A 23,602-nucleotide genomic window follows, 5' to 3' on the forward strand; every position below is an offset into this window, starting at 1 on the left:
GCGCGGCCTGCGATCAGCTCGTGCAGTCGCCGGAGGAGACCGGGTCCGTCAGACCCGGAGCGGCGGCGGCGACGTCGACGAGCTCCGTGTTGGTCGCGGCATAGCCGCGGGTGTCGTCGTTCTGCCCACGTGCGAAGACGATGCCCACGACGACCCCGTCACCGGTGAGCACCGGTCCGCCGGAATTGCCGGGACGCACGAGCGCCTCGAGGGTGTAGATCTCCCGGGGCTCGGACCGGTCGGAGTAGATGTCCGGGACCGGAACGGTGCCGGTGGAGAGCACCTGCGCGTTGTTCTGGGTGAAGGGCCCGCCCAGCGGGTAGCCCTGCACGACGGCGGCGGACCCGGGAGTGAGCACGTCGCCGAGCGCCAGCGGCTCGGCATCGAGCCCGTCGACGGCGATCACGGCGATGTCGTCGACGGCGTCGAAGTACACGACACGACCGGCGAGCGCTTGGCCGCCGGGGAGCTGCACGAGCGGCTCGTCGACCCCCGCGATCACGTGTGCGTTCGTGACGACGCGATCGGCGGCGATGACGAACCCGCTCCCGGTGGAGCTCGTGCCGCACGCATACGCGGTGCCGGAGACGCGCGCGACGGATGCCGCCGCGGTGGCGAGTTCGGGGTCGTCGAGGGCGATCGGCGGCTCCGTCGCCTCCGCCTGCGGCGCAAGCAGCTCCCCCAACCGGGGGATGCCGTCATCCAGCACGATCGCGCGAAGCTGTGCCATCGCCTGCGACACCGGCGTCGGCGTGTAGCGATCGATCGTCTGCAGCACCTGCGAGGATCCGACCGCCGGAGCGAGCATCGGCGCGCCGGTGGCGGTGACGCTCGCGCCGATGAGGGACAGGGCGAGGGCGGTGGCCACCACGCCGGCGGCCGCCCCGAGCAGCCGGTCGATGATGCGCAGCGGCGTGCGGTCGACGCCGGAGCGGATCCTGCCGGCGATGCCCGCGCCGATCGCCGTCCCGCCGAGCACCAGAACGAGGGCGAGCCCCACGACGACGAGCGAGCGCCACTCGGGATAGGGCCACGCATCGTTGACCAGGGGCACGAGCCACCACGCCGCGAGCACGCCGACGACCAGGCCGATGAGGGAGCCGAGACTGGCGATGAAGCCGCGCACGGCGCCCACGATCAACGCGATGACGAGCATCACGATCAGCACGATGTCCAGCAGCAGCACGAGTCCTCCCCCTCGCACCCTAGACGCCACAGCTATGAGACCGCCGGGCGGTGCCGACGGAGCCGCGGTTGGACTTCTGGTCCCATCGACACTAAGATCGGTCGCGGAGGTAATGGTCATGGTGACACGAAGTTCCGAGACCGGTGATGACGTCACGCGCGTCGCCGTCTCGACGGTCATCTTCACCGTGCGCCGTCGCGGCGACGCGATCTCGCTCAGCCTGCCTCTGGTGCGCCGCACCCGCGATCCCCACGAAGGACGGTGGGCGCTCCCCGGAGGGTGGCTCGACATCTCCGAGGGGCTGGATGCCGCCGCATCGCGGACGCTCGCCGAGACCACCGGTCTCCAGCCGAGCTACCTCGAGCAGCTCTACGCCTTCGGCGACGTCGACCGCTCCCCCGGCCGCGTCGTCTCGATCATCTACTGGGCGCTGCTGCGCCAAGACGACGTGGATGCGCAGCTGGCCGCCCACGCCGCGGCCGGCGACGCTCCCGAGAACGTCGCGTGGTTCGATGCGACGGACCTGCCACGGCTCGCCTTCGACCACAACGAGATCGTCGACTACGCGCTGTGGCGCCTGCGCAACAAGGTCGGCTACAGCCGCATCGCGCACGGCCTCCTCGCGGACGAGTTCACCCTCGCGGAACTGCGCGAGGTCTACGAGGCGATCCTGCGCCGGCGCCTGGACCCCGCGAACTTCCGGCGTCAGGCCGAGGGCTCGGGAACGCTCATCCCGACCGAGCGGTTCCGCACCGGAAGCCACCGCCCCGCCCGCCTCTACCGCTACAACCGCGACGTCGAGCTGGCCGATCGCGGGCCGCTCGGCGCGCGCATCTGACCGCCACCATCGAGAGAAGAGAGGACGCCATGGCCGCCACCCCCGTCACGCTGCAGCCCCGTCCCACCGACGCTTCCGTCGACCACCTCATCCAGCGCATCGTCGCCGGCTCCGACCCTGCCGACACGTGCTCGACAGACCTCGCCGACGGCCCGTGGGAGATCGATACCCGACCCGGCTACGGCCCCGGCGCGTCGATGGGCGACGTGATCCCCACCGGCGCGCCCCGGCAGGGCGAGCTGCCCGCCGAGTACCGCGAGGCGAGCGACGCCGAGCTCGACGCACGCATCCGCGCCGCCAAGGACACGCTCGGAGACCGCGTCGTCGTGCTCGGGCACTTCTATCAGCGCGAAGAGGTCGTCACCCACGCGGACTACGTCGGCGACTCCTTCCAGCTCGCGAACGCCGCGCTGGAGCACCCCGATGCCGAGGCGATCGTCTTCTGCGGCGTGCACTTCATGGCCGAGACCGCCGACCTGCTGTCCGGGCCGGAGCAGGCGGTCATCCTCCCGAACCTCGCGGCGGGCTGCTCCATGGCCGACATGGCCGACATCGACCAGGTCGAGGAGTGCTGGGAGCAGCTCGAAGAGGTCTATGGAGACATGGCCGCCGTCGATTCGGACGGCCGCGTGCCGGTCATCCCCGTCACGTACATGAACTCCTCCGCCGCCATCAAGGGCTTCGTCGGCCGCCACGGGGGGATCGTGTGCACGTCCTCGAACGCGCGCACCGTGCTGGAGTGGGCGTTCGAGCGCGGACGCCGCGTGCTCTTCTTCCCCGACCAGCACCTCGGACGTAACACCGCGAAGGCGATGGGCGTGCCCCTCGAACAGATGCCCATGTGGAATCCGAACCGACCGCTCGGCGGCTCGGACGAGGGCACGCTCGACGCCGCCCGCGTCATCCTGTGGCACGGATTCTGCTCGGTGCATCGGCGCTTCACCGTCGACCAGATCGACAAGGCACGCGCGGAGCACCCCGGGGTGCGCGTCATCGTGCATCCGGAGTGCCCCATGGCCGTCGTCGACGCCGCCGACGAGTCGGGATCGACGGACTACATCCGCAAGGCCATCCGGGCGGCCGCGGAGCCGACGACCTTCGCCATCGGCACCGAGATCAACCTCGTGCAGCGGCTCGCCGCGGAGCACCCGCAGCACACGATCTTCTGCCTCGACCCGGTGGTCTGCCCGTGCTCGACCATGTACCGCATCCACCCGGGATATCTCGCGTGGACGCTCGAGGGCCTTGTCGCCGGGCGCGTTGAGAACCGCATCACGGTGCCGGCCGAGGTGGCCGATCCCGCGCGTGTCGCGCTCGAACGGATGCTCGCCGCCAAGCCCCCGGCGGCGTGAGGTGAGACCCGTGCGAACCCTCGTCGTGGTCGGGAGCGGAATCGCCGGCCTCACCGCCGCCCTGCACAGCGCCGCGCGCGGCATCGAGGTCACCGTCGTGACCAAGAGCGCACTCGACGACACGGCGACCGCGTGGGCGCAGGGCGGCATCGCCGCCGTGACGTTCCCCGACGACAGCGTCGACGCGCACGTCGCCGACACGCTGACCGCCGCCGCGGGGCTCGGCGACCCGAGCGCGGCGCGGATCGTGGCCGAGTCCGGAGCATCGGCGATCGCGGAGCTGGTGGCACGCGGGGTCGTCTTCGACACCGACGACACCGGACGCTTCGTCCGCGGTCTCGAGGCCGCGCACTCCTCCGCGCGGGTCATCCATGCCGGCGGCGACGCAACCGGTCGCGAGATCCAGCGTGCCCTGTCGGCGATGGTGCGACGAACGCCCGGGATCGCCGTGCGGGAGCACTGCTTCGCCGCCGACATCGTCATCGAGCATGGCCGCGCATGCGGCGTGACGATCCGCGACGGCGAGGTCCTGACCGCCGATGCCGTCGTCCTCGCGACCGGTGGCGCGGGGCACCTCTTCTCGCACACGACCAATCCTCGTATTGCGACCGGCGATGGCATCGCCATGGCCCTGCGCGCCGGGGCGGCTGTCGCCGATCTGGAGTTCGTGCAGTTCCATCCCACCGTGCTCGCTGCGCCCGAGCCGTTCCTGGTGTCGGAAGCCGTCCGTGGCGAGGGCGCCGTGCTCATCGACGACACCGGACGCCGCTTCGCCCTGGACGCTCATCCCGACGGCGAGCTCGCCCCCCGCGATGTTGTCGCCCGTGCAATCGCCGACGCGATGATGCGGCAGGGCGGGCGGCCCGTGCATCTCGACGCCACCGGTCTCCGTCACGATGCCGACGCCCTTACCGCCTTCCTCGCGGCCCGCTTCCCCACGATCGACCGCGCCGTGCGAGCGGCCGGAATCGACTGGTCGCGGACGCCGATCCCGGTAACGCCGGCGGCCCACTACCTGATGGGCGGCGTCGTCACCGACCTCGACGGCCGCACGAGCGTTCCGGGTCTGATGGCCGCGGGTGAGACGGCACGGACCGGACTGCACGGCGCGAACCGGCTGGCCTCCAATTCGCTTCTCGAAGGGGTGGTGTTCGGTGCGCGGGTGGCAGCCGCAGCCGACGCGGGCAGCCGGTCCGGCATCACAGCGTCCCGCGCGACCCCGCCGGTAGCCGCAGCACTTCCCGCACGGAACACGGGAGCTCCGACGACGCCGTTCACCCGCGCCGCCCTGCAGGATCTGATGTGGCGACACGCCGGACTCCTCCGCGACGGCGAGGGTCTCCGTCAGGCCGCGGAGACGGTCGCAGCATGGCGGAGTGCCCGGCCGGAGACCGCGGCGAACGACTCCGGTGCCGAAGACGACAACCTGCTGCTGGTCGCCGAGCACATGCTCGCGGCGGCATCCGCCCGTACCGGCTCGGTCGGTGCCCACGTCCGCATCGATGAGCCGAACGCCGGTCCGTCCGCGCACCGCTCCCCCGCCCTGATCGGAGCCCCATGCTGACCCGCCGTGTGATCGACCGGATCGTCGAGGCCGCACTCGACGAAGACGCGCCCTGGGGCGACCTGACCAGCGAGACCCTGATCCCCGAAGACGCCGTCGCCCGCGCAGAGTTGACCTCGCGTGAGCCGGGCGTCTTCGCCGGCGGCACCGTCTTCGCAGCGGCGTTCCGACTCACCGACCCGTCGATCGACGTCGACGTGCGCTACGCGGACGGTGAAGCGTTCGCGGCGCGACGCACGCTCGCGGTGGTCACCGGAGCGGCGCGCGCCGTGCTCACGGCCGAACGGGTGGGTCTGAATTTCGTGCAGCGGATGTCGGGGATCGCCACCCTCACCGCCCGGTACGTCGCCGAGGTCGCGCACACGGGCGCGCGCATCGCCGACACGCGCAAGACCACGCCGCTCCTGCGCACCTTCGAGCGTCACGCGGTTCGCTGCGGCGGCGGCCACAACCATCGCACATCGCTCAGCGACGCCGTGATGGTCAAGGACAACCATCTGGCGGTCCTGAAGGACCGGGGCGTCTCCGTCACCGCGGCCCTGAACGGTGCCATAGCGCGGCTTCCCCACACGACCCACGTCGAGGTCGAGGTCGACCGGCTCGACCAGCTCGACGCAGTCCTCGCGGCCGGTGTGGGCACGATCATGCTCGACAACTTCTCCCTCGACGATCTGCGCGCCGGCGTGCAGCGGATCGGCGGCGCAGCGATCGTGGAGGCGTCGGGAGGGGTCTCGCTCGAGCAGGTGCGCGCGATCGCCGAGACCGGCGTCGACGTCATCTCTGTGGGAGCTCTCACGCACTCAGCCCGCGCTCTCGACCTCGGCCTGGACATCCGGGTCGCGGCATCGGAGGCGTGAGGAGGTGTCGGGCCTCTACCTGGACAACGCCGCCACGACACCGGTGCGGCGTGAGGTGCTCGAGGCGATGTCGCCCTTTCTCACCTCGGCATACGGCAACCCCTCCAGCCACCACACCGTCGGCGAGCAAGCCGCGGCGGCGCTCGACGACGCCCGGCGCCGCGTGGCGCGGGTACTCGGCGTGCGGCCCGGCGACATCGTGTTCACCTCCGGGGGGACCGAGGCCAACAACCTCGCGATCAAGGGCATCGCGCTGGCGGCCCTGCAGAACTCCGGCGCGCGGCATGTGATCACGTCCCCGATCGAGCACGAGTCCGTGCTCGCATCCGTCGGCTATCTGCGTCGGCTGCACGGCTTCGAGGTGACGGTGCTCCCCGTCGACGCCGACGGGGTCATCGATCCCGGCGACCTGGCCGGTGCCGTGCGGCCGGACACGGCCGTGGTGAGCATCGGGCTGGCCAACAACGAGATCGGCACCGTGCAGGATGCGGCCGCGCTGGCCGACGCTCGTGGGTCGGCGCGTCTTCACCTCGACGCGGTGCAGGCCGCCGGGTGGATGCGCCTGTCCGGGCTGGGCGCCGACGCGCTCACGCTCGCAGGACACAAGCTCGGCGCCCCGAAGGGCATCGGCGTCGCGATGATCCGCGGGCGGATCCCCCTCGAGCCGGTGATCCACGGCGGCGGTCAGCAGCGCGATCGACGATCGGGGACCGAGAACGTCGCGGGCGCGGTGGGCTTCGCCGTCGCGCTCGAACTCGCCGAGGCCGAGCGCGAGGAGGCCGCGGCCCGGGTCGCGGCGGCGCGGGACGCCTTCGTCGCGCGCGTGCTGCGCGAGGTTCCCTCGGCACGGCTCACCGGTCACCCCCAGAGGCGCCTCCCGGGAACGGCGAGCTTCACCTTCGCCGGCGTCAGCGGCGAAGCGGTGCTGCTCGAATTGGAGCGTCGCGGCGTGATCTCCTCCAGCGGATCGGCGTGTGCGGCGGGAAGCGAGGAAGCCTCCCACGTGCTCACCGCGATCGGTGTCGAGCACGATCTCGCCCGCACCGCGGTGAGATTCACCCTGCCGCACGCGTGGGTCGGGTCGCTGGATGCCGTCGCCGTCGCCGTCGCCGCCTCGGTCGCCGGGGTGTGACGCGGCAGCTGGAGGATCAGGCACGTGACGAGTCCTGCGATCACCGTGATCGTTCCCGGCTGGAACGTCGCCGGCTACGCACCCGCCGCCCTCGCCTCCCTCAGGGCGCAGACCCGCGAGGACTGGACCGCCGTGCTCGTCGACGACCGGTCGAACGACACCACCGCCGAGGTCTTCGCGACAGCCGCCGCTTCCGACCGCCGCTTCCGCCTCGTGCGGCACGAGCACCGGCGCGGGCTGGGCGCCTCACGCAACACCGGGCTCGCCCGCGTCGGCACCCCGTACCTCGGCTTCCTCGACGCCGACGATGAGCTCACCCCGACGGCGCTGGCCACCCTGCTGGGCGTCCTCGAGGAAACCGGCAGCGACTTCGCCGTCGGGGCGTACACCCGACTTCGTCCCGACGGCCGCGGCGGCTACGTCGAGGGCGAGGTGCAGCCGTGGGTCGCGGCGGCGACCGCCCCCGCCCGGCGAGCGACCACTCTGGCGGCGCATCCGGCCGCCGGAGGAAACGTGGTGGCGTGGTCCAAGGTCAGCCGGTCGGACTTCTGGCGGCGAGCCGGCCTGCGATTTCCCGAGGGTCGCCTCTACGAGGACCAGGTGCTGGCCCAGCAGATGTACACGCGAGCCCGCCGGTTCGACACGGTGCCCGACGTGGTCGTGCGCTGGCGCGTGCGTGCCGACGGCTCCTCGATCACCCAGCACGAGGAGCGGGTGGAGGTGCTGCGGGACTGCCTCGACGCGATGACGGCGGGGCTGGGCGTCCTCGACGCGGCGCGCGTGCCGGCCGCCCTGCAGGAGCGGGTGCTCCTCATCCTGTCGATGGATGTGCCGCGCCTCGTGCCCATCGCCGAATCCCACCCCGACCCCGCCTACCGCAAGCTTCTGGGTGCGTTCACCCGCGATGTCTGGGATCGCGCCGAGTCCGCTCGCACGCGGCTCGATCCGGCGCTGCGGGCGACGATCGACGCGGTCAGCCTCTGGTGACGACTTCGGGGTCGACGACGTCATCGGGGGCCCGGTCGCCGCGACGTTCGGGCATCGGGGGATGCGGCTCCGCCTCCTCGGTCTCCAGGATGCGGGAGGCCGCCAGCTGCTGGGCCGCGAGTTCCGCGTAGAGGCCGCCCCGGGCGACGAGGTCGCCGTGCGTGCCGGACTCGACGATGCGGCCGCCATCGACGACATGGATCACATCGGCGCCGATCACCGTCGACAGCCGGTGCGCGATCGACAACGTCGTGCGCCCCCGCGATGCCGTCTCCAGCGCTTCCTGCACCACCCGCTCCGACACCGTGTCGAGTGCGGAGGTCGCCTCGTCCAGGAGGAGCACGGGCGGGTCCTTCAGCAGCACGCGGGCGATCGCGATGCGCTGCTTCTCCCCGCCGGACAGCCGGTATCCCCTCTCGCCGACGACGGTGTCGTACCCGTCCGCGAATCGCGCGATGACGTGGTGGATGTTCGCCGCGCGACATGCGCTTTCGAGCTCGGCGTCGGTCGCATCGGGCTTGGCGTAGCGCAGGTTCTCGCGGATGGACGCGTGGAACAGGTACGTCTCCTGCGACACGATGCCGACGTGGTCGATGATCGACGCGCCAGCGAGGGTCTCGACGTTCGCCCCGGCGAAGCGCACCTCGCCGCCGGTCGCGGCGTACATGCGCGGGGTGAGATAGAGGATCGTCGTCTTGCCCGCGCCCGAGGGCCCGACGAACGCGACGTGCTGTCCCGGCTCTACCTCGAAGGAGACGCCGTCCAGGGTCGCGGCGGTGTCCGGGGCGGCATCCGGATACCGGAACGCGACATCGCGGAACTCGACACGACCGAGCGGGCCGGGAGCGTCGTCGACGCTCATGGCGTCGGGGCGGTCGCTGATCGTCGGTGTCAGGTCGAGGTACTCGAAGATGCGGGCGAACAGCGCCGAGGACGTCTGGAGGTCGAGCGCGACGCGCATGAGGCCCATGAGCGGCATGAGCAGGCGCGCCTGCACGGTCGTGAAGGCGACGATCGTGCCCGCGGTGATCGCGTCGGCGCCGCCGGTGATGAGATAGCCCGCGACCAGGTAGATGATGGCCGGAACACTGGACATCAGCACCTGCACGACCGCGAAGAATCCCTGACCGCTCATGGCCCGGCGCACCTGCAGCCGCACCTGATTGCGGTTCTCCTCCTGGAAACGCTGCGACTCGGTGCGCTGCCGGTTGAAGGACTTCGACAGCAGGATGCCGGACACGCTCAGGGTCTCCTGGGTGATGGCCGTCAGCTCCGACAGCGACTCCTGGGTCTCGCCGGCGATGCGGGCCCGCACCTGACCGACTCGCCGCTGCACGATCACCAGGAAGGGCATGATCGCGACGGCGATGAGCGTGAGGCGCCAGTCGATGATCACCATCGCGACGAGCGAGGCGACGACGGTCACGGCGTTGCCCAAGATGCTGGTGACGGTGTTGGTGAGCACCCCGGCCACACCGCCGACGTCGTTCTGCAGACGGGACTGGATGGCACCGGTCTTGGTGCGCGTGAAGAAGGCCAGTTCCATGGACTGCAGATGCTCGAACAGGCGCACGCGCAGATCGCCCGTCACGCTGTTTCCGACGGTGGCGGTGAGCCAGGTCTGAATCACCGACAGACCTGAGGAGAGCAGGAAGAGTCCGATCATCGCGGCCACCAGCACCACGAGCAGTGAGAGATTCGGAGCCGATCCGTCGACGGGGAACAGGGCGTCGTCGAACACGCGCTGCACCAGCAGAGGCGGGATGACCGCGACCGCCGCGGCGGCGATCACCAGCACCGCGGTGACCGCGATGCGCCCCGCGTAGGGCCGGAACAGCGCCACCACGCGGGACCCCAGATTCCGCACCCGCGGAGCCTGCGCGTTCTGTCGACGCTGCGCGGCCTCGTCGACACCGCGGAAGCCTCCACCGCGGCCGGGCGGCCCGAGCATCGTCATGGATTCAGGCTAACCGTGCACGGTAGGCTCGGCTCCATGAGCACCTCCGGCGACCAGCCTGCACACGACGGATCCGACCTCGAGGCGCTGCGCGAGGAGATCGACGAGCTGAAGAAGGTGCCCGTGGAGGAGATGGTCAACCCGACGCCTCACGGCTGGCAGGACCGCGAGCCCACGCCGGAGCCGACCGACGCGATCGGGTCCGAGCAGTGGGACGACGAGGCCTCCGACAGCTGAGACTCCGACAACTCCGCGGAAAAATCCGCGGAGTGGGAATACCGGTGTCGGCTGCCGCCGTTAGCCTGTGACGTGCGCCGTTTTCGGCGCGGTTCTGCTGCGCGCTCGCGCATCCTCTCCCTCTCGCTCGCGCGACCGATCCATCGGAGACCCCATGGCCGCCACTGACGTCCAGCCCGGCACCGGCACCGTCGGCCTTCCTCGCACGGGCACGGTCTCGGCCGACGGCAACCGGGTCATCTGGCTCCTCCTGGCCGCGGCCTTCGTCGCGATCCTCAACGAGACGACGATGGGTGTGGCCATCCCCCACCTCATCACCGATCTCGGCATCACCGCCGTCGCGGCGCAGTGGCTGACCACGGCGTTCATGCTCACGATGGCCGTGGTCATCCCGATCACCGGCTTCCTCCTGCGCCGCTTCCCGACACGGGTGATGTTCATCGCGGCGATGAGCCTGTTCTCGCTCGGGACCCTCATCGCCCTGGTCTCGCCCGGCTTCCCGACCCTGCTGGTCGGACGCGTGGTGCAGGCTTCGGGCACGGCGATCATGATGCCGCTGCTGATGACGACCATCATGAACGTCGTGCCGCCGCACGCGCGCGGCCGGATGATGGGACGCGTCAGCATGGTGATCGCGCTCGCACCCGCCATCGGTCCGACGATGTCCGGCGTGCTGCTGGACACCCTCGGCTGGCGCTGGATCTTCGGCATCGTGCTGCCGATCGCCCTCGCGGCGCTCGCGGTGGGCGCGATATGGATCCGCAACATCGGTGAGACGATCCGTGAGCCCATCGACGCACTCTCCGTGGTCCTGTCCGCGTTCGGGTTCGGCGGCGTCGTCTACGGCCTGAGCCAGATCGGCGGCGCGGCCGCACACGGTGGCTCCGCCGCCGAAGAGGCCGCCGGTACGGCCGCCACCACGACGCTGATCGTGTCTCTCGCGGTGGGCGCCATCGCCCTCGCCCTGTTCGCGTGGCGCCAGATCGCGCTGCAGACGCGCGGCGTGCCCCTGCTCGATCTGCGTGTGTTCCGTTCGGCGAACTTCTCGCTCTCGGTCGCCCAGTTCGGGCTGCTGTCGATCTCGTTCTTCGGCGCCATCACGATCATTCCGCTCTACATGCAGAACGTGCTCGAGGTCTCCGCCTCGGTGACGGGGCTGGTGGTCCTCCCCGGCGCGCTGCTGATGGGACTCGCCGGTCCCGTCGTCGGACGCCTCTACGACCGCTTCGGGCCGCGGGTGCTGCTCTTCCCGGGCTCGATCATCGCTTCCGGCGTGCTGTGGATGTTCACGACGTTCGATCAGAACACGCCGATCTGGCTCATCCTCATCGCGCAGACCGCCCTGTCGCTGGGCCTGGCGATGTCGTTCACCCCGCTGTTCACGGCCTCACTGGCCTCGCTCCCCCGCCGGTTCTACTCCTACGGTTCGGCGGTCGTCAGCACCATGCAGCAGGTCGGCGGCGCCGCGGGCATCGCTCTGCTCGTCGCCGTCATGTCGGGGGTGCAGACGGCCGCCATGGACGCCGGCACCGACGAGATCGCGGCCGGCGCCCAGGGCGCGCACGCCGCGTTCCTCATCTCCGCGATCGTGTCGCTGACCCTCATCGTGGGCGCGTTCTTCATTCGCAAGCCGGATGAGTCCGACGACGCACCCGCACCGATGGCGCACTGACCGGCGACGTCGGTCGGTAGCGTCCGCGCCGCGGGCGCGCAATCCCCTCCGAGGGTTCGCGACCCTCACCTAACGTGGAGCCGACCGACCGAAAGGAGTCATGCGATGACCGAGAACATCGACGGCAAGAAGGTCGCCTTCCTCCTGACCGACGGGTTCGAAGACAGCGAACTGACCAGCCCCTGGGGTGCGGTGACATCCGCCGGCGGACAGGCGACACTCGTCTCCCCCGCCGACGGGACCGTGACCGGCAAGAACGGCCACGAGCAGAGTGTCGACCTCGATGTGGCATCCGCGCAGGCGGACCGGTTCGACGCGCTCGTGCTCCCCGGCGGTGTCGTGAACGCCGATCATCTCCGGATGGACGACCGGGCTGTGGCGTTCGTGCGCGCGTTCTTCACACAGCACAAGCCCGTCTCCGTGATCTGTCACGGAGCCTGGATCCTCGCCGATGCCGGGGTCCTGGAAGGGCGCACGCTCACGAGCTATCCCAGCCTCAAGACCGACCTGCGCAACGCCGGGGCAACCTGGGTCGACGAGGAGGTCGTCGTCGATCAGGGACTGACCTCGAGTCGCACGCCCGACGATCTGCCGGCCTTCAACGCCAAGACGGTGGAGGAGATCGCCGAGGGTCAGCACGCCGGCCAGACGGCCTGAACCACTGACGTGAGGGGAGCCGGGCCTCGACCCGACTCCCCTCACGTCATCGCGGAATCACTCGCCGCCGCAGGCGCCTCCGCCGCAGCAGGAGCCCTCGGATGCGGTCTCGATGGTGGCGAGCAGCTTCTTGTCATCGACCGAAGGGGTCGGCAGGTTCGACGTGGTCATGTCCCGATCGTATCGCCGTGCGCACGTCATGTCAGCGGCACACCGCTCGTCTGACACCCCGGGCAGTACTGAGCGCCGCCGCGCGACCCGGGTACGTCGTGGATGACGCCGCCGCACACGGGGCACGCCTCGTGTGCGCGTCCATGAACACGCATCGCCGCCGTCTTCGCGGCCTTCTGGTGCGCGATCGGCACGGTGGCTCTCGCGGTGACGGCGTCGTGGAGCACGGAACGGAGAGCGTCATACAGCCGGTCGCGTTCATCCTCGGTGAGGGTCGACGCCTGCGCGAGCGGTGACAACCCGGCGACCTGCAGGATCTCGTCGGAGTACGCGTTCCCCACCCCCGCGAACGACTTCTGCTCCTGCAGGAGGGCCTTCAGCTGTTTGCGCCGTCCCACCACCACGCCGTCGAAGTCAGCGCGCGTGTAGTCGGATCGCGCCGGATCCGGCCCCAGCGCGGCGATGGCCGGCAGCGTATGCGCGTCTTCGACCAGCGCGAGGGAGAACGACAGCCAGTCCGCCGCCTCCGTGAAGTGGACCGGCCCATCGCGATCCGTCTCGAGGGTCGCGACGACGGGCGGCTCGTCGCGTTGGCCGTCGGTGTCGCCGCCGTCGCCGTCATCCGATCCATCGCCATGCCAGCGTGCCCACCCGGCGCGCCCGTAGGAGATGACCAGAACACCGCGGTCGGTCGCGACGAGCGTGTGCTTGCCGGCGCGTGTGACGCCCGTGATCAGCGCGCCCGCCAACGTCTCGGGCCGGCGATCGCGGCTCTTCCACACGCGGAATTCCGCGAGGTCGATGCGCACGATTCGCGCATCCAGGAGTCGAGATCGCAAGGCCTCTGTCAGTGCGTGAACCTCGGGCGACTCCGGCATGCGCTCATCATGTCATCGGATCACGCGGCCGGCACCAATTCGCTGTAGAGCGCGCGCACGCGACGGTCGATGTCATCGCGGATCGCCCGCACGCCGGCCGGCGGCAGCCCCGCCGGGTCTTCGAGATCCCAGTCGAGATATCGTCGCCCGGGAAGCACGGGACACGCGTCACCGCATCCCATCGTGATGACGACGCTGGCAGCGCGCACCGCCTCTTCCGTGAGCGGCTTGGGGAAGTCTCCCGTGGCCGGAATGCCGATCTCATCGAGCGCAGCGATGATGCTCGAACGCACCTCCGTGGCCGGCTGCGAACCCGCAGTCGCGACGCGGAGCCGGTCGCCGGCGAGGTGACGCAGAATTCCCGCCGCGAGCTGGGACCGCCCGGCGTTCTGCACGCACACGAAGAGCACATGCGGCGTGTCGTCGGGGCCCGCGTCGGCGCGCGCCAAGGCTTCGAGCCGCGATGAGGCGAACGCTGCCGTGCGCGACGCGAGAAACGGCGCCGCCGTGTCGTCGCCGCGCAGGCGGACAAGGCTGTCGGTCACGACCGATCGGATCGTCTCGACGCCGAAGACGCCACGGAATCTCGTGGTGAGGTCCGCGACGATGCGAGCTGTGTCCGGCTCCGGCCCGATCTTCTGCCCGAGGAACGCCGCGATCCTGTCGTCTTCGTCCGGATGAATCGCGTACCAGACGCGACGGCCTTCCGGCTTGCGCACGAGGAATCCCTCGGCGAGCAGCGCCTTCATGTGGTGGCTGATCGTGGGCTGCGTCAGTCCGAGGGTCGCTGCCAGCTCTCCGACCAGCGCGCGCCCGTCGTGGGAATCCCGGATGAGGCGCAGGATGCGGGAGCGTGTGGGATCCCCGAGCGCCGTCAGGCGTCGCTCATTCGCAGCCGCATGCATAGATGTGAGTCTATCTCTCGCTCCGGCGATCGGTGGCGAGACGGATACGCTGACCTCGTGACTCCGCGCCTTCTCCCCCACGACGCCGTCCTCCGGCCGGCCCAGCCCGGTGACGAACAGGGGCTTCTCGACAGCATCCGACGCCTCGCGGCCTACGAGCGCGAACCCGATGCCGTCGAGAACACCGTCGAGATGATCACCGACCGGTTCTTCGGCGCAGCACCGAAGGTCTTCGCCCACGTCGTGGAGCGCCAAGGTCGGATCGTCGGGATCGCCGTGTGGTTCCTCACGTACTCCACGTGGACCGGGACGCACGGCATCTGGCTCGAGGATCTCTTCGTCGAGGAGACCGAGCGTGGCCGGGGATACGGGAAAGCCCTCATCGCGGCTCTCGCTCACGAGTGCCGCGCGCGGGGCTACTCCCGCCTGGAGTGGACCGTCTTGGACTGGAATGCGCCGTCGATCGCCTTCTACCGCGGGTTGGGAGCCATCCCGATGAAGGAATGGACCACGCAGCGGCTGACCGGTGAGGCTCTGGCAGCACTCGCCTCGGAGTGACCGCACTCGCCTCGGAGTGACCGGACCGCGCAACACCCTGGCCCTGCGTACCGGTCATGCCGCACCCTCTTCGGCGAGCAGGTCGGCGAGAAGGGCCTCGACACGGCCCCGGATCTCGTCGCGGATGGGGCGCACCGCCTCGATTCCCTGGCCGGCCGGGTCGTCGAGCTGCCAGTCCTCGTAGCGCTTCCCGGGGAAGATGGGGCACGCGTCGCCGCAGCCCATCGTGATCACGACATCGGACTCCTTCACGGCGTCGACCGTCAGCACCTTCGGGGAGTTGCCCGCAATGTCGATGCCCTCTTCGGCCATCGCCGCCACCGCGACGGGATTGATCTCGTTCTTCGGCGCCGATCCCGCCGAGAGCACATCGACGCGACCGGCGCCGAGCTCCTCGAGGAACCCGGCCGCCATCTGCGAACGGCCGGCATTGTGGACACACACGAAGAGGACAGACGGCTTGCCGGTCATGACGGCTCCTTCACGGATGGAGAACACAAGATCGAGGGGCGGTGCCGGGGGAAGCCGACGCCACAGCGGTCGTAGCTGCTGAGCAAAAGCATAGATGGTTATCTATGCTTCGTCCAGTCTGCGCTGTGCGCGTTCACTCCGACGGCGATGTCGGGGGCCCGACATAGCCTCGGAATCACATCGAGAGCGTGCCCCTCTCCCGACGATCGGAGCACGCCCATGTCCTCATCCACGAACAGCAACCGTCCGACACCGATGCCGAGAGGTTTCGATGTCTACGCCGTCGCCTGTTGCCACCTCTTCCGACAGGAGCGCTCGGTGCGCTACGTCGTGCACGGACCCGACGGCTGGTCCTTCTCCTGCGGCGGCGTCGATCACGATCCCGAGTGCTGGGGAACCACGCACACGCATCACCTGCTCGACATCGACGCATCCCTTGCCGAGATCGCCATGCTCCCCGTCGGCGCGGAGACGATGCGGTTCACCGCATCCTCACCCTGGCTTCGTCTGCCTGATCTCGCGTGAGATCCGACTGCGGGCACGGGCTCAGTTGTTGAAGCGGAACTCCACCACGTCGCCGTCGCGCATGACGTATTCCTTGCCCTCGAGGCGGGCCTTTCCGCGAGAGCGAGCCTCCAGGACCGAACCGCACGCGACGAGGTCGTCGAACGAGATGACCTCCGCCTTGATGAAGCCCTTCTCGAAGTCGGTGTGGATGACGCCCGCCGCCTGCGGAGCCTTCGCGCCCTGCGGGATCGTCCAGGCGCGCGCCTCCTTCGGCCCGGCCGTGAGGTACGTCTGCAGGCCGAGGGTGTCGAATCCGATGCGGGCGAGCTGGTCGAGGCCCGATTCTTCCTGACCGGTCGCGGCCAGCAGTTCCGCGGCGTCCGCGGCGTCGAGGTCGATCAACTCGGACTCGATCTTGGCATCGAGGAACACGGCCTGAGCGGGGGCGACCAACGCCGCGAGCTCGGCCTTGCGCGCATCGTCCGTGAGCACGGCCTCGTCGACGTTGAAGACGAAGATGAAGGGCTTCGATGTGAGCAGCCCGAGCTCCTTGATGGGCTCGAGGTCGAGGCCCGCTCCGGAGAGAAGGGTCCCCGCGTCCAAGGCATCCTTGGCGGCGACGGCCGCGGCCAGCACGGCAGGATCGGTCTTCTTGCCCCTGACCTCCTTCTCGAACCGCGGGATCGCCTTCTCGAGCGTCTGCAGGTCGGCCAGCTGAAGCTCGGCGTTGATCGTCTCCATGTCGCTCGCGGGATTCACCTCGCCGTCCACGTGAACGACATCGTCGTCCGCGAAGCCGCGAACGACCTGCGCGATGGCATCGGCTTCACGGATGTTCGCGAGGAACTGGTTGCCCAGACCCTCCCCTTCGCTCGCGCCCCGCACGATGCCGGCGATGTCCACGAACGACACCGTCGCCGGCAGCACCCGCTCGCTGGAGAAGATCTCGGCCAGGCGGGCCAGGCGCGGATCGGGCAGACTCACCACCCCGACGTTGGGCTCGATCGTGGCGAACGGATAGTTCGCCGCGAGCACCTGGTTCTTGGTCAGCGCGTTGAAGAGGGTCGACTTGCCGACATTCGGGAGTCCGACGATTCCGATGGTGAGAGCCACGGGAGTCCAGTCTAGGGCGGCGCGCCTGCGCGAGAAGACGCCGCTCGCACGCGATGCTGTCGACGTGTCACTGGATTTCACGGCGATCGACTTCGAGACGGCGAATTCCAGCAGCGCATCGGCCTGCGCCGTCGGACTCGTCCGTGTGCGCGCCGGAGAGGTCGTGGCGAAGACCGGATGGCTGATCAGGCCACCTGTCGGTCACGATGCGTTCTTCGAACTGAACACCCGCATCCACGGAATCCAAGCCCGGGACGTTGCGGATGCGGCGACGTGGACCGAGCAGCTCTCGGACATCGCCTCGTTCGTGGGCGAGGACATCCTCGTCGCCCACAACGCCGGCTTCGACATGGCCGTCATCAAGCGCGCATGCGAGGCGACCGGTGACGAGTGCCCGCCCTATCGGTACGCCTGCAGCCTTCAGGTGGCCCGCCGGGTGTACTCGCTCGAGTCGTATCGCCTGCCGTTCGTCGCCGCCGAGGCCGGTTTCGCCTCCTTCGCGCACCACAACGCCACTGCCGACGCGCTCGCCTGCGCGCACGTGATGGTGGATGCCGCGCGCCGTGCCGGCGCCGCCGACATCGTGGCCCTCGCGGAGGCGACCGGGGTGAGGGTCTCGCAGATCGCACCGGCCACGGCAGGTCGCGCGGCATCCGCCGTCGTCGCCGCCTGATCGATCGCGCCGGCCTGGCCGGGACGGCGGCCCCGTCGGTCGGGACGCCGCTTCAACGCGCCGGCGCGTGCCGAGAGAGGCGGTGTCGGAGGTCTGCGAGAGAGTGTCGGCATGGACACGATGCTCCTTCCCCTCCTCGCCGTCGCGGCACTGTTCGCGGGCCTTCTGGCCGGCTGGGCCGCCGGCGGGGCGCGAGCCGCGACGCGTTCGCACACGCAGATCGCCGACCTGCGCGCCCAGGTCGCCGCCGCGAACGCCGCGCGGCAGGGGGTGCAGGCGCAACTCGATCACCAGCAGCTGCTGTATCGGGAGCTGGCGTCCCAGGCGCGATCCGACCTCGCGGCGCGCGACGATCGCGAGCGCCGAGAGCAGGCGATTCTCCGCGCCCTTTCGCCGGTGCACGAGACTCTGCAGACCATGCAGGGCAAGGTCGATGAGCTGGAACGGGACCGGCACCACCAGTTCGGCGCTCTCGCCGAGCAGCTGCGACGGTCGCACGAATCCGACGAGCAGTTGCGAGCGACCACGGAGGCGCTCGCGGGCGCACTGCGTTCGGGGAGCACCCGCGGCGTCTGGGGAGAGACGCAGCTGCGACGCGTCGTCGAGGCAGCCGGGCTCACGCGATACGTCGACTTCGACCTGCAGGCATCCGTGCACTCCGATGCCGGCGCCGGCCGACCCGATATGGTCGTGCGCCTGCCCGGCGAGAAGGCGATCGCCATCGACGCGAAGGTCCCCCTGGATGCCTACCTCGAGGCGAGCGCGATTCCGTTCACCGCCACCGGAGACGACGCTGCGCGCCGCGAGAGCCTCCTCCGCAAGCACGTGAAGGCGGTTCGCTCGCACGTCGACGCTCTCGCGAAGAAACAGTACTGGGCGGGATTGTCGGCCAGTCCCGAGTTCGTCGTGTGCTTCATCCCGAGCGAAGCGCTGCTCGCCGCGGCGCTGGAAGCCGATCCGAGCCTGCTCGAGTACGCGTTCGGTCGACGCGTCGCCCTGGCTTCCCCGGTCAACCTCTGGGCGGTGCTCAAGACGGTCGCCTTCACGTGGACCCAGCAGAACGTCTCCGAAGAGGCGCGCACCCTGTTCGATCTCGGCAACGAGCTGTACGCGCGACTTTCGACGCTGTCCGGGCACGCAGACGATCTCCGTCGCGCGATCGAGCGGACGATCGACAGCTACAACGGCCTCATCGGGTCCCTCGAGTCACGCGTCCTGGTGACGGCCCGTCGATTCCCCGGCATCGATGAGACGAAGCTGGACTCCGCGACGGCGCCCGCGCCGATCGAGAGCAGCCCGCGACGAGTCGTCGCCCCCGAGCTGCTTCCCGCTCAGGGCGCAGACATCGGAGCGCTTCGATTCCGGCTCGATACGCCCACAGCGGATGGTGACGCGTCCGGGGCCTCTGCGCAGTCGTCGCGCGACGAGGAGAGCGCGCGTTAGCTCAGGCGCCGCCGGGCACGAAGCTGAGCAGCACGATCACCGCCGCCGAGACACCGACGAAGGCACCGATCATCCACCACGCCGACGGCTGCTGACCCTCTTCGCGTCGCACCCGGAAGAGCACATCCGGTCGACGGGCGGGATCGGTCGCGTCGGCGACGACGGCCTGCGCGCCGGTCTGCGTGGTGGTTCCGCTGGTGGCGGACATCGAGTTCTCCCTCGCTGGGTTGAAGGTTCGGCGTCTCCTCTGACGGACGCCCCCAGTCTCCCACAGCGATGCTGAGAGCCTTGTCACATACCCATCACGATCTCGCCGCCCGTCCGGCCGTCTCGGCCGAGAGCCGGCTCACAGCCACTTCGAGGTGAGATGCTCCGACGAGATACGGCGCAGGGTGCCCGAGGCGCCACGCAGCACGACGCTCTCGGTGTAGACGTAGCCGCCCTCTCGGCGAACGCCCGCCACGAGCTGGCCGTCGGTCACACCCGTCGCGACGAAGATCGTGTTCTTTCCCTTGACCATCTCGTCGGCTTCGTACACGTGGTCGCCGAACTGCAGACCGGCATCGATGCCCTTCTGCTTCTCGTCGTCGTCGCGCGGCCACAGCCGGCCCTGGATGTGCCCGCCCAGGGCCTTGATGGCACACGCGGTGACGATGCCCTCGGGGCTGCCGCCGACACCCACGCACATGTCCGTGCGCGCGTTGTGACGGGCGGCGTTGATGCCGCCGGCGACGTCGCCGTCGCTCATGAGACGCGTTCCCGCCCCCGCCTCGCGGATCTCGTCGATGAGCTTCTCGTGACGAGGTCGGTGGAGCACCGAGACGACCATCTCCTCGACGGGCTTGCCGAGCGCGCCCGCGAGGAGGCGGATGTTCTCGCCGATGGGAAGCCGGATGTCGACCACTCCGACGCCGGCGGGGCCGGTCACGAGCTTGTCCATGTAGAACACGCTCGACGCGTCGAGCATCGAGCCGCGGTCGGCGACCGCGATGACGGAGAGGGCGTTGTTGCGCCCGGCGGCCGTCAGCGATGTGCCGTCGATCGGGTCGACAGCCACGTCGCACTGCGGACCACGACCGTTTCCGACGCGCTCGCCGTTGAACAGCATCGGCGCGTTGTCCTTCTCGCCCTCGCCGATGACGATCGTGCCATCGAAGTTGACGGTGGTCAGGAACGCCCGCATCGCATCCACGGCCGCGCCGTCGGCCGCTTCTTTGGCGCCGCGGCCGATGAACGGCACCGCGCGGATCGACGCCGCCTCCGTTGCGCGCACGAGCTCGAGAGCCAGGTTCCGGTCGGGGTGCAGGGGGCTCATATCGCCGGTAAGACTCACCATGGGTCGACTCTATCCAGCGTGCTCCTGAAGATCGCGGGAAATCACGAGGGGCAACGGCGAAGGAATGACAGTTCTTTCGCAGTGGCGCAATTCGCGCATCCCATCGCGCGGGACCGGGCGATCTTGACGCCCGGAGCCGGCCTCCGACGGCCTCGACCGGATCGATACACTCGAAGTGTCGACCCCGTCACGAAGGAGCACCCATGCCCGTCGCCACTCCCGATCAGTACGCCGACATGCTGGACCGCGCGAAGGCGGGCGGATTCGCGTACCCCGCGATCAACGTCTCCAGCTCGCAGACCATCAACGCCGTGCTGCAGGGTCTCACCGAGGCCGGTTCGGACGGCATCCTGCAGGTGACCACGGGTGGAGCTGACTACTTCGCCGGTCACACGGTGAAGAACCGCGCCGCCGGCGCACTCGCGTTCGCCCGGTACGTGACCGAGGTCGCCAAGAGCTACCCGATCACCGTGGCCCTCCACACCGACCACTGCCCGAAGGATGCCCTGCCGACCTTCGTCCTGCCGCTGCTGGAGGCTTCCGAGGAGCAGGTGAAGGCCGGTGGCGAGCCGATCTTCCAGTCGCACATGTGGGACGGCTCGGCGGTGCCGCTGGACGAGAACATCGAGATCGCCGCAGACCTGCTCCCCCGCATGAAGAACATCAACTCGATCCTCGAGGTCGAGATCGGCGTCGTCGGCGGCGAGGAGGACGGCGTGAAGCACGAGGGCTCCAACGAGGCGCTCTACACGACCGTCGCGGACGTCACGAAGGCCGTCGAGACCCTCGGCCTCGGCGAGAAGGGCCGCTACATCTCGGCGCTCACCTTCGGCAACGTGCACGGTGTGTACAAGCCGGGCAACGTCAAGCTCCGCCCCGAACTCCTCGGCGAGGTCCAGGAAGGGATCGCCGCGACCTTCGGTACCGACGCCAAGCCGCTGGACCTCGTCTTCCATGGCGGCAGCGGCTCGACCGACGAGGAAATCGCCCTCGCAGTCGCCAACGGAGTCGTGAAGATGAACATCGACACCGACACGCAGTACGCGTTCACGCGCGCCGTCGCCGGCTACATGCTCTCCAACTACGAGGGCGTGCTGAAGGTCGACGGCGAGGTCGGCAACAAGAAGCAGTACGACCCGCGCGCCTGGGGCAAGGTCGCCGAGACAGCGATGGCGGCACGCGTCGTCGCCGCGACGCAGCAGCTGGGCTCGCACGGCAAGAGCCTCGGAGCCTGACGCCGCTCCACGAATGGCCCCGTCACCTTCGGGTGGCGGGGCCATTCGCCTTCGTCTCGTCGGCCTCGGCGTGCACGAAGTCAGGCTCAGCGGGCGTTGGGAGGCCCTGGGCGCCACCGATCCCGCACTCAGCCTGAGTTGGTGCCCGCCGCAGGGAGGACGCCTGCAGGAGGGAGGACGCCTGCAGGAGGGAGGACACCGGCGGGAGGGAGGAAACCTGCGGCGCGTGGCGAGAGCCGAGGGTGAATCAGCTGCTCGCGCCGGAAACGAGCACGTCCCACACGCCCGGGTCCAGGAACAGCGGCACGGTGAGCAGGATGCCGCTGGCGAAGGAGAAGACGAGGGCGCCGACGAGCGGGATCCACCAGCTGATCCGCCCGCGCCGCATGCTCATCCACGACACCACGGCGGTCAGCAACCACCCGAGGCCGAGAACGACCGCGGCGGCGAATCCCCACGCGCGCGCCCCCTCCGGGTCGCTGAGGGTCGCCTGCAGCCCCATCATCTCGAAGAGGCTCGCCGCGTACGCGCTGTAGTCGGTGAACAGCGGGATGCTGGTGAAGACGTTGAAGAGCCCGTACACGAGCAGGCCGATCGTGATGACGCGATCAGCCACCCGTCGCCGCCGCGTCAGGTCCGTCTCGGCGGTGTCATCCGCGAGCGGGGCCGCCTCCGCCGGACTGTGCTGCTGCGCGGGGTTCTGGTCCAGCTGCTGCCCGCTCTCGAGCGCCCACGTGGCATCGGGCTGCTGGATACGACGACGCTGCTCCTCGGTGCTCGCGTACTCGCCGTACTGGGGACGAGGGCGCGCGCCCTCCGTGTTCGGCTCGCTCATGCTCCGGATCCCGTCGTCGCCCGCCCGCCGCGTCGGGCGGAGTCGTCGCCGCGCAGTTCCTTCGGCAGCGAGAAGATCAGATCCTCCTCCGCGGTGCGCACTTCTTCGACGTCGCGGTAGCCGGCATGGGCGAGATCTTCGAGCACCTGCGCGACGAGCACCTCGGGCACGGATGCGCCGCTGGTCACACCGACGGTCTCGACGCCTTCGAGCCACTCCTGTCGCACTTCGTCGGCGTAGTCCACCCGGTATGCGGCCTTCGCCCCGTATTCCAGGGCGACCTCCACCAGGCGCACCGAGTTGGACGAGTTCGCCGATCCCACGACGATCACGAGGTCGGCGCCGACCGCGACCTTCTTGATCGCGACCTGCCGGTTCTGCGTCGCGTAGCAGATGTCATCCGACGGGGGGTCCTGCAGCTGCGGGAACCGCTCACGCAGCCGGCGGACCGTCTCCATCGTCTCGTCGACCGACAACGTCGTCTGCGACAGCCACACCACCTTCGTCGGGTCCTTGACCGCGACCGTCGTGGCGGCCTCCGGCGAATTCACCACCGTGACGTGGTCGGGCGCCTCGCCGGCTGTGCCCTCGACCTCTTCGTGGCCGTCATGGCCGATCAAGAGGATCTCATAGTCGTCGCGAGCGAACCGCACCGCCTCGCGGTGCACCTTGGTCACCAGCGGACACGTGGCGTCGATGGCCTGGAGCCCGCGGGCGTCGGCGGACGAGACGACCGCCGGGGAGACACCGTGGGCACTGAAGACCACGTGTGCGCCCTCGGGAACCTCGTCGACCTCGTCGACGAAGACCGCACCCCGCCGCTCCAGCTCGCTCACGACGTGCCGGTTGTGCACGATCTGCTTGCGCACGTAGACGGGGGCGCCGTACCGGTCGAGGGCCTTCTCGACAGCCACGACCGCACGATCCACACCCGCGCAGTATCCACGGGGAGCGGCCAGGAGCACACGTTTGTGTCCGACGACGGGGATATCCTGGAGCCGGTCTCGCCGTCCCGGCACACGGGGAGCCGGCAGGCTG

At 69.7% G+C, this 23,602-nt stretch carries 24 protein-coding genes; 14 read left to right on the forward strand and 10 right to left on the reverse strand.

The features are described 5' to 3' along the window. Positions 1-13: 13 nt before the first annotated feature. Positions 14-1,186, reverse strand: a complete 1,173-nt coding sequence (locus B3S45_RS02365) for a MarP family serine protease (protein ID WP_194385471.1) — start codon at positions 1,184-1,186, stop codon at positions 14-16. A gap of 112 nt (positions 1,187-1,298) precedes the next feature. Here B3S45_RS02365 and B3S45_RS02370 point away from each other — a divergent pair, with 112 nt between their 5' ends. From B3S45_RS02370 to B3S45_RS02395, 6 genes are read left to right on the forward strand one after another with little or no spacing between them, the layout of a single operon-like run. Next, positions 1,299-2,024 (forward strand): NUDIX hydrolase, encoded by a 726-nt coding sequence (locus B3S45_RS02370; RefSeq protein WP_083336351.1) that lies wholly within the window; start codon positions 1,299-1,301, stop codon positions 2,022-2,024. Between the two features lie 29 nt (positions 2,025-2,053). Continuing rightward, complete coding sequence (nadA, locus tag B3S45_RS02375; RefSeq protein ID WP_194384967.1) at positions 2,054-3,376, forward strand: quinolinate synthase NadA; 1,323 nt, start codon at positions 2,054-2,056, stop codon at positions 3,374-3,376. 10 nt (positions 3,377-3,386) lie between these two features. Then, positions 3,387-4,940 (forward strand): L-aspartate oxidase, encoded by a 1,554-nt coding sequence (gene nadB, locus B3S45_RS02380; RefSeq protein WP_194384966.1) that lies wholly within the window; start codon positions 3,387-3,389, stop codon positions 4,938-4,940. After that, positions 4,934-5,797: a carboxylating nicotinate-nucleotide diphosphorylase gene (gene nadC, locus B3S45_RS02385; protein ID WP_194384965.1), complete on the forward strand. Its 864-nt coding sequence runs from the start codon at positions 4,934-4,936 to the stop codon at positions 5,795-5,797. Before nadB ends, nadC begins: the two co-directional genes overlap by 7 nt. Before the next feature lie 4 nt (positions 5,798-5,801). Beyond that, positions 5,802-6,929, forward strand: coding sequence for a cysteine desulfurase family protein (locus B3S45_RS02390; protein WP_286717174.1), 1,128 nt, complete (start codon positions 5,802-5,804; stop codon positions 6,927-6,929). Positions 6,930-6,953: 24 nt separating this feature from the next. After that, positions 6,954-7,916 carry a glycosyltransferase family 2 protein gene (locus B3S45_RS02395; RefSeq protein ID WP_286717175.1) on the forward strand — a complete coding sequence of 321 codons (963 nt, stop codon included), beginning with the start codon at positions 6,954-6,956 and terminating at the stop codon, positions 7,914-7,916. On the opposite strand, the gene B3S45_RS02400 is transcribed toward B3S45_RS02395, so the two are convergent. Then, on the reverse strand, positions 7,903-9,867 hold the full coding sequence (locus B3S45_RS02400) for an ABC transporter ATP-binding protein (protein WP_071043359.1): 1,965 nt from the start codon (positions 9,865-9,867) through the stop codon (positions 7,903-7,905). The two genes, B3S45_RS02395 and B3S45_RS02400, sit on opposite strands and share 14 nt — an antisense overlap. A gap of 42 nt (positions 9,868-9,909) precedes the next feature. On the opposite strand from B3S45_RS02400, the gene B3S45_RS02405 reads away from it, so the two are divergent. The 3 genes from B3S45_RS02405 (at position 9,910) to B3S45_RS02415 (ending at position 12,439) form a co-directional block, all read left to right on the forward strand. Next, entirely contained in the window at positions 9,910-10,110 is a 201-nt protein-coding gene (locus tag B3S45_RS02405) for a hypothetical protein (RefSeq protein ID WP_071042904.1), read from the forward strand. A gap of 154 nt (positions 10,111-10,264) precedes the next feature. Continuing rightward, complete coding sequence (locus B3S45_RS02410) at positions 10,265-11,782, forward strand: DHA2 family efflux MFS transporter permease subunit (protein ID WP_194384963.1); 1,518 nt, start codon at positions 10,265-10,267, stop codon at positions 11,780-11,782. A gap of 105 nt (positions 11,783-11,887) precedes the next feature. After that, positions 11,888-12,439, forward strand: coding sequence for a type 1 glutamine amidotransferase domain-containing protein (locus tag B3S45_RS02415; RefSeq protein WP_071042902.1), 552 nt, complete (start codon positions 11,888-11,890; stop codon positions 12,437-12,439). Positions 12,440-12,636: 197 nt separating this feature from the next. On the opposite strand, the gene B3S45_RS02420 is transcribed toward B3S45_RS02415, so the two are convergent. Continuing rightward, a complete protein-coding gene (locus tag B3S45_RS02420; RefSeq protein WP_286717176.1) occupies positions 12,637-13,488 on the reverse strand; it encodes a DNA-formamidopyrimidine glycosylase family protein in 852 nt (283 codons plus the stop codon). Between the two features lie 20 nt (positions 13,489-13,508). Then, positions 13,509-14,393 (reverse strand): metalloregulator ArsR/SmtB family transcription factor, encoded by an 885-nt coding sequence (locus B3S45_RS02425; protein WP_075807064.1) that lies wholly within the window; start codon positions 14,391-14,393, stop codon positions 13,509-13,511. Between the two features lie 57 nt (positions 14,394-14,450). Between B3S45_RS02425 and B3S45_RS02430 the strand changes: the two genes are divergently transcribed. After that, on the forward strand, positions 14,451-14,951 hold the full coding sequence (locus B3S45_RS02430) for a GNAT family N-acetyltransferase (protein ID WP_071042900.1): 501 nt from the start codon (positions 14,451-14,453) through the stop codon (positions 14,949-14,951). 54 nt (positions 14,952-15,005) lie between these two features. On the opposite strand, the gene B3S45_RS02435 is transcribed toward B3S45_RS02430, so the two are convergent. Next, entirely contained in the window at positions 15,006-15,422 is a 417-nt protein-coding gene (locus tag B3S45_RS02435; protein ID WP_071042899.1) for an arsenate reductase ArsC, read from the reverse strand. Between the two features lie 219 nt (positions 15,423-15,641). Here B3S45_RS02435 and B3S45_RS02440 point away from each other — a divergent pair, with 219 nt between their 5' ends. After that, positions 15,642-15,947: a hypothetical protein gene (locus B3S45_RS02440; RefSeq protein WP_071042898.1), complete on the forward strand. Its 306-nt coding sequence runs from the start codon at positions 15,642-15,644 to the stop codon at positions 15,945-15,947. Between the two features lie 21 nt (positions 15,948-15,968). Here the strand turns inward: B3S45_RS02440 and ychF are convergent, their stop codons facing one another. After that, on the reverse strand, positions 15,969-17,042 hold the full coding sequence (ychF, locus tag B3S45_RS02445) for a redox-regulated ATPase YchF (RefSeq protein ID WP_071042897.1): 1,074 nt from the start codon (positions 17,040-17,042) through the stop codon (positions 15,969-15,971). A gap of 64 nt (positions 17,043-17,106) precedes the next feature. Between ychF and B3S45_RS02450 the strand changes: the two genes are divergently transcribed. Further along, positions 17,107-17,715 carry an exonuclease domain-containing protein gene (locus tag B3S45_RS02450; protein WP_071043357.1) on the forward strand — a complete coding sequence of 203 codons (609 nt, stop codon included), beginning with the start codon at positions 17,107-17,109 and terminating at the stop codon, positions 17,713-17,715. Positions 17,716-17,826: 111 nt separating this feature from the next. Next, positions 17,827-19,158: a DNA recombination protein RmuC gene (locus B3S45_RS02455; RefSeq protein ID WP_071042896.1), complete on the forward strand. Its 1,332-nt coding sequence runs from the start codon at positions 17,827-17,829 to the stop codon at positions 19,156-19,158. A gap of 1 nt (position 19,159) precedes the next feature. Here B3S45_RS02455 and B3S45_RS02460 read toward each other — a convergent pair whose 3' ends face one another. Then, a complete protein-coding gene (locus tag B3S45_RS02460; protein WP_071042895.1) occupies positions 19,160-19,366 on the reverse strand; it encodes a UDP-N-acetylmuramyl pentapeptide phosphotransferase in 207 nt (68 codons plus the stop codon). 138 nt (positions 19,367-19,504) lie between these two features. Then, positions 19,505-20,494: a class II fructose-bisphosphatase gene (gene glpX, locus B3S45_RS02465; protein ID WP_071042894.1), complete on the reverse strand. Its 990-nt coding sequence runs from the start codon at positions 20,492-20,494 to the stop codon at positions 19,505-19,507. Positions 20,495-20,697: 203 nt separating this feature from the next. On the opposite strand from glpX, the gene fbaA reads away from it, so the two are divergent. Then, entirely contained in the window at positions 20,698-21,729 is a 1,032-nt protein-coding gene (fbaA, locus tag B3S45_RS02470) for a class II fructose-bisphosphate aldolase (protein WP_286717181.1), read from the forward strand. 247 nt (positions 21,730-21,976) lie between these two features. Here fbaA and B3S45_RS02475 read toward each other — a convergent pair whose 3' ends face one another. Together B3S45_RS02475 and B3S45_RS02480 are read right to left on the reverse strand one after the other, a co-directional pair. Continuing rightward, positions 21,977-22,564, reverse strand: a complete 588-nt coding sequence (locus B3S45_RS02475; protein WP_194384961.1) for a DUF6264 family protein — start codon at positions 22,562-22,564, stop codon at positions 21,977-21,979. Next, positions 22,561-23,583, reverse strand: a complete 1,023-nt coding sequence (locus tag B3S45_RS02480; protein ID WP_286717212.1) for a 4-hydroxy-3-methylbut-2-enyl diphosphate reductase — start codon at positions 23,581-23,583, stop codon at positions 22,561-22,563. Before B3S45_RS02480 ends, B3S45_RS02475 begins: the two co-directional genes overlap by 4 nt. Positions 23,584-23,602: the final 19 nt, after the last annotated feature.

Source organism: Microbacterium sp. UBA1612 (assembly GCF_002321605.1).
Lineage (GTDB): Bacteria > Actinomycetota > Actinomycetes > Actinomycetales > Microbacteriaceae > Microbacterium > Microbacterium luteum.

Coding starts and splice junctions, on each gene's coding strand:
- B3S45_RS02370 (WP_083336351.1), top strand. CDS start 1,299: ATGGTCATGGTGACACGAAGTTCCGAGACCGGTGATGACGTCACGCGC.
- nadA (WP_194384967.1), top strand. CDS start 2,054: ATGGCCGCCACCCCCGTCACGCTGCAGCCCCGTCCCACCGACGCTTCC.
- nadC (WP_194384965.1), top strand. CDS start 4,934: ATGCTGACCCGCCGTGTGATCGACCGGATCGTCGAGGCCGCACTCGAC.
- B3S45_RS02400 (WP_071043359.1), bottom strand. CDS start 9,867: ATGCTCGGGCCGCCCGGCCGCGGTGGAGGCTTCCGCGGTGTCGACGAG.
- B3S45_RS02405 (WP_071042904.1), top strand. CDS start 9,910: ATGAGCACCTCCGGCGACCAGCCTGCACACGACGGATCCGACCTCGAG.
- B3S45_RS02410 (WP_194384963.1), top strand. CDS start 10,265: ATGGCCGCCACTGACGTCCAGCCCGGCACCGGCACCGTCGGCCTTCCT.
- B3S45_RS02415 (WP_071042902.1), top strand. CDS start 11,888: ATGACCGAGAACATCGACGGCAAGAAGGTCGCCTTCCTCCTGACCGAC.
- B3S45_RS02420 (WP_286717176.1), bottom strand. CDS start 13,488: ATGCCGGAGTCGCCCGAGGTTCACGCACTGACAGAGGCCTTGCGATCT.
- B3S45_RS02425 (WP_075807064.1), bottom strand. CDS start 14,393: ATGCATGCGGCTGCGAATGAGCGACGCCTGACGGCGCTCGGGGATCCC.
- B3S45_RS02435 (WP_071042899.1), bottom strand. CDS start 15,422: ATGACCGGCAAGCCGTCTGTCCTCTTCGTGTGTGTCCACAATGCCGGC.
- B3S45_RS02440 (WP_071042898.1), top strand. CDS start 15,642: ATGTCCTCATCCACGAACAGCAACCGTCCGACACCGATGCCGAGAGGT.
- B3S45_RS02455 (WP_071042896.1), top strand. CDS start 17,827: ATGGACACGATGCTCCTTCCCCTCCTCGCCGTCGCGGCACTGTTCGCG.
- B3S45_RS02460 (WP_071042895.1), bottom strand. CDS start 19,366: ATGTCCGCCACCAGCGGAACCACCACGCAGACCGGCGCGCAGGCCGTC.
- glpX (WP_071042894.1), bottom strand. CDS start 20,494: ATGGTGAGTCTTACCGGCGATATGAGCCCCCTGCACCCCGACCGGAAC.
- fbaA (WP_286717181.1), top strand. CDS start 20,698: ATGCCCGTCGCCACTCCCGATCAGTACGCCGACATGCTGGACCGCGCG.
- B3S45_RS02475 (WP_194384961.1), bottom strand. CDS start 22,564: ATGAGCGAGCCGAACACGGAGGGCGCGCGCCCTCGTCCCCAGTACGGC.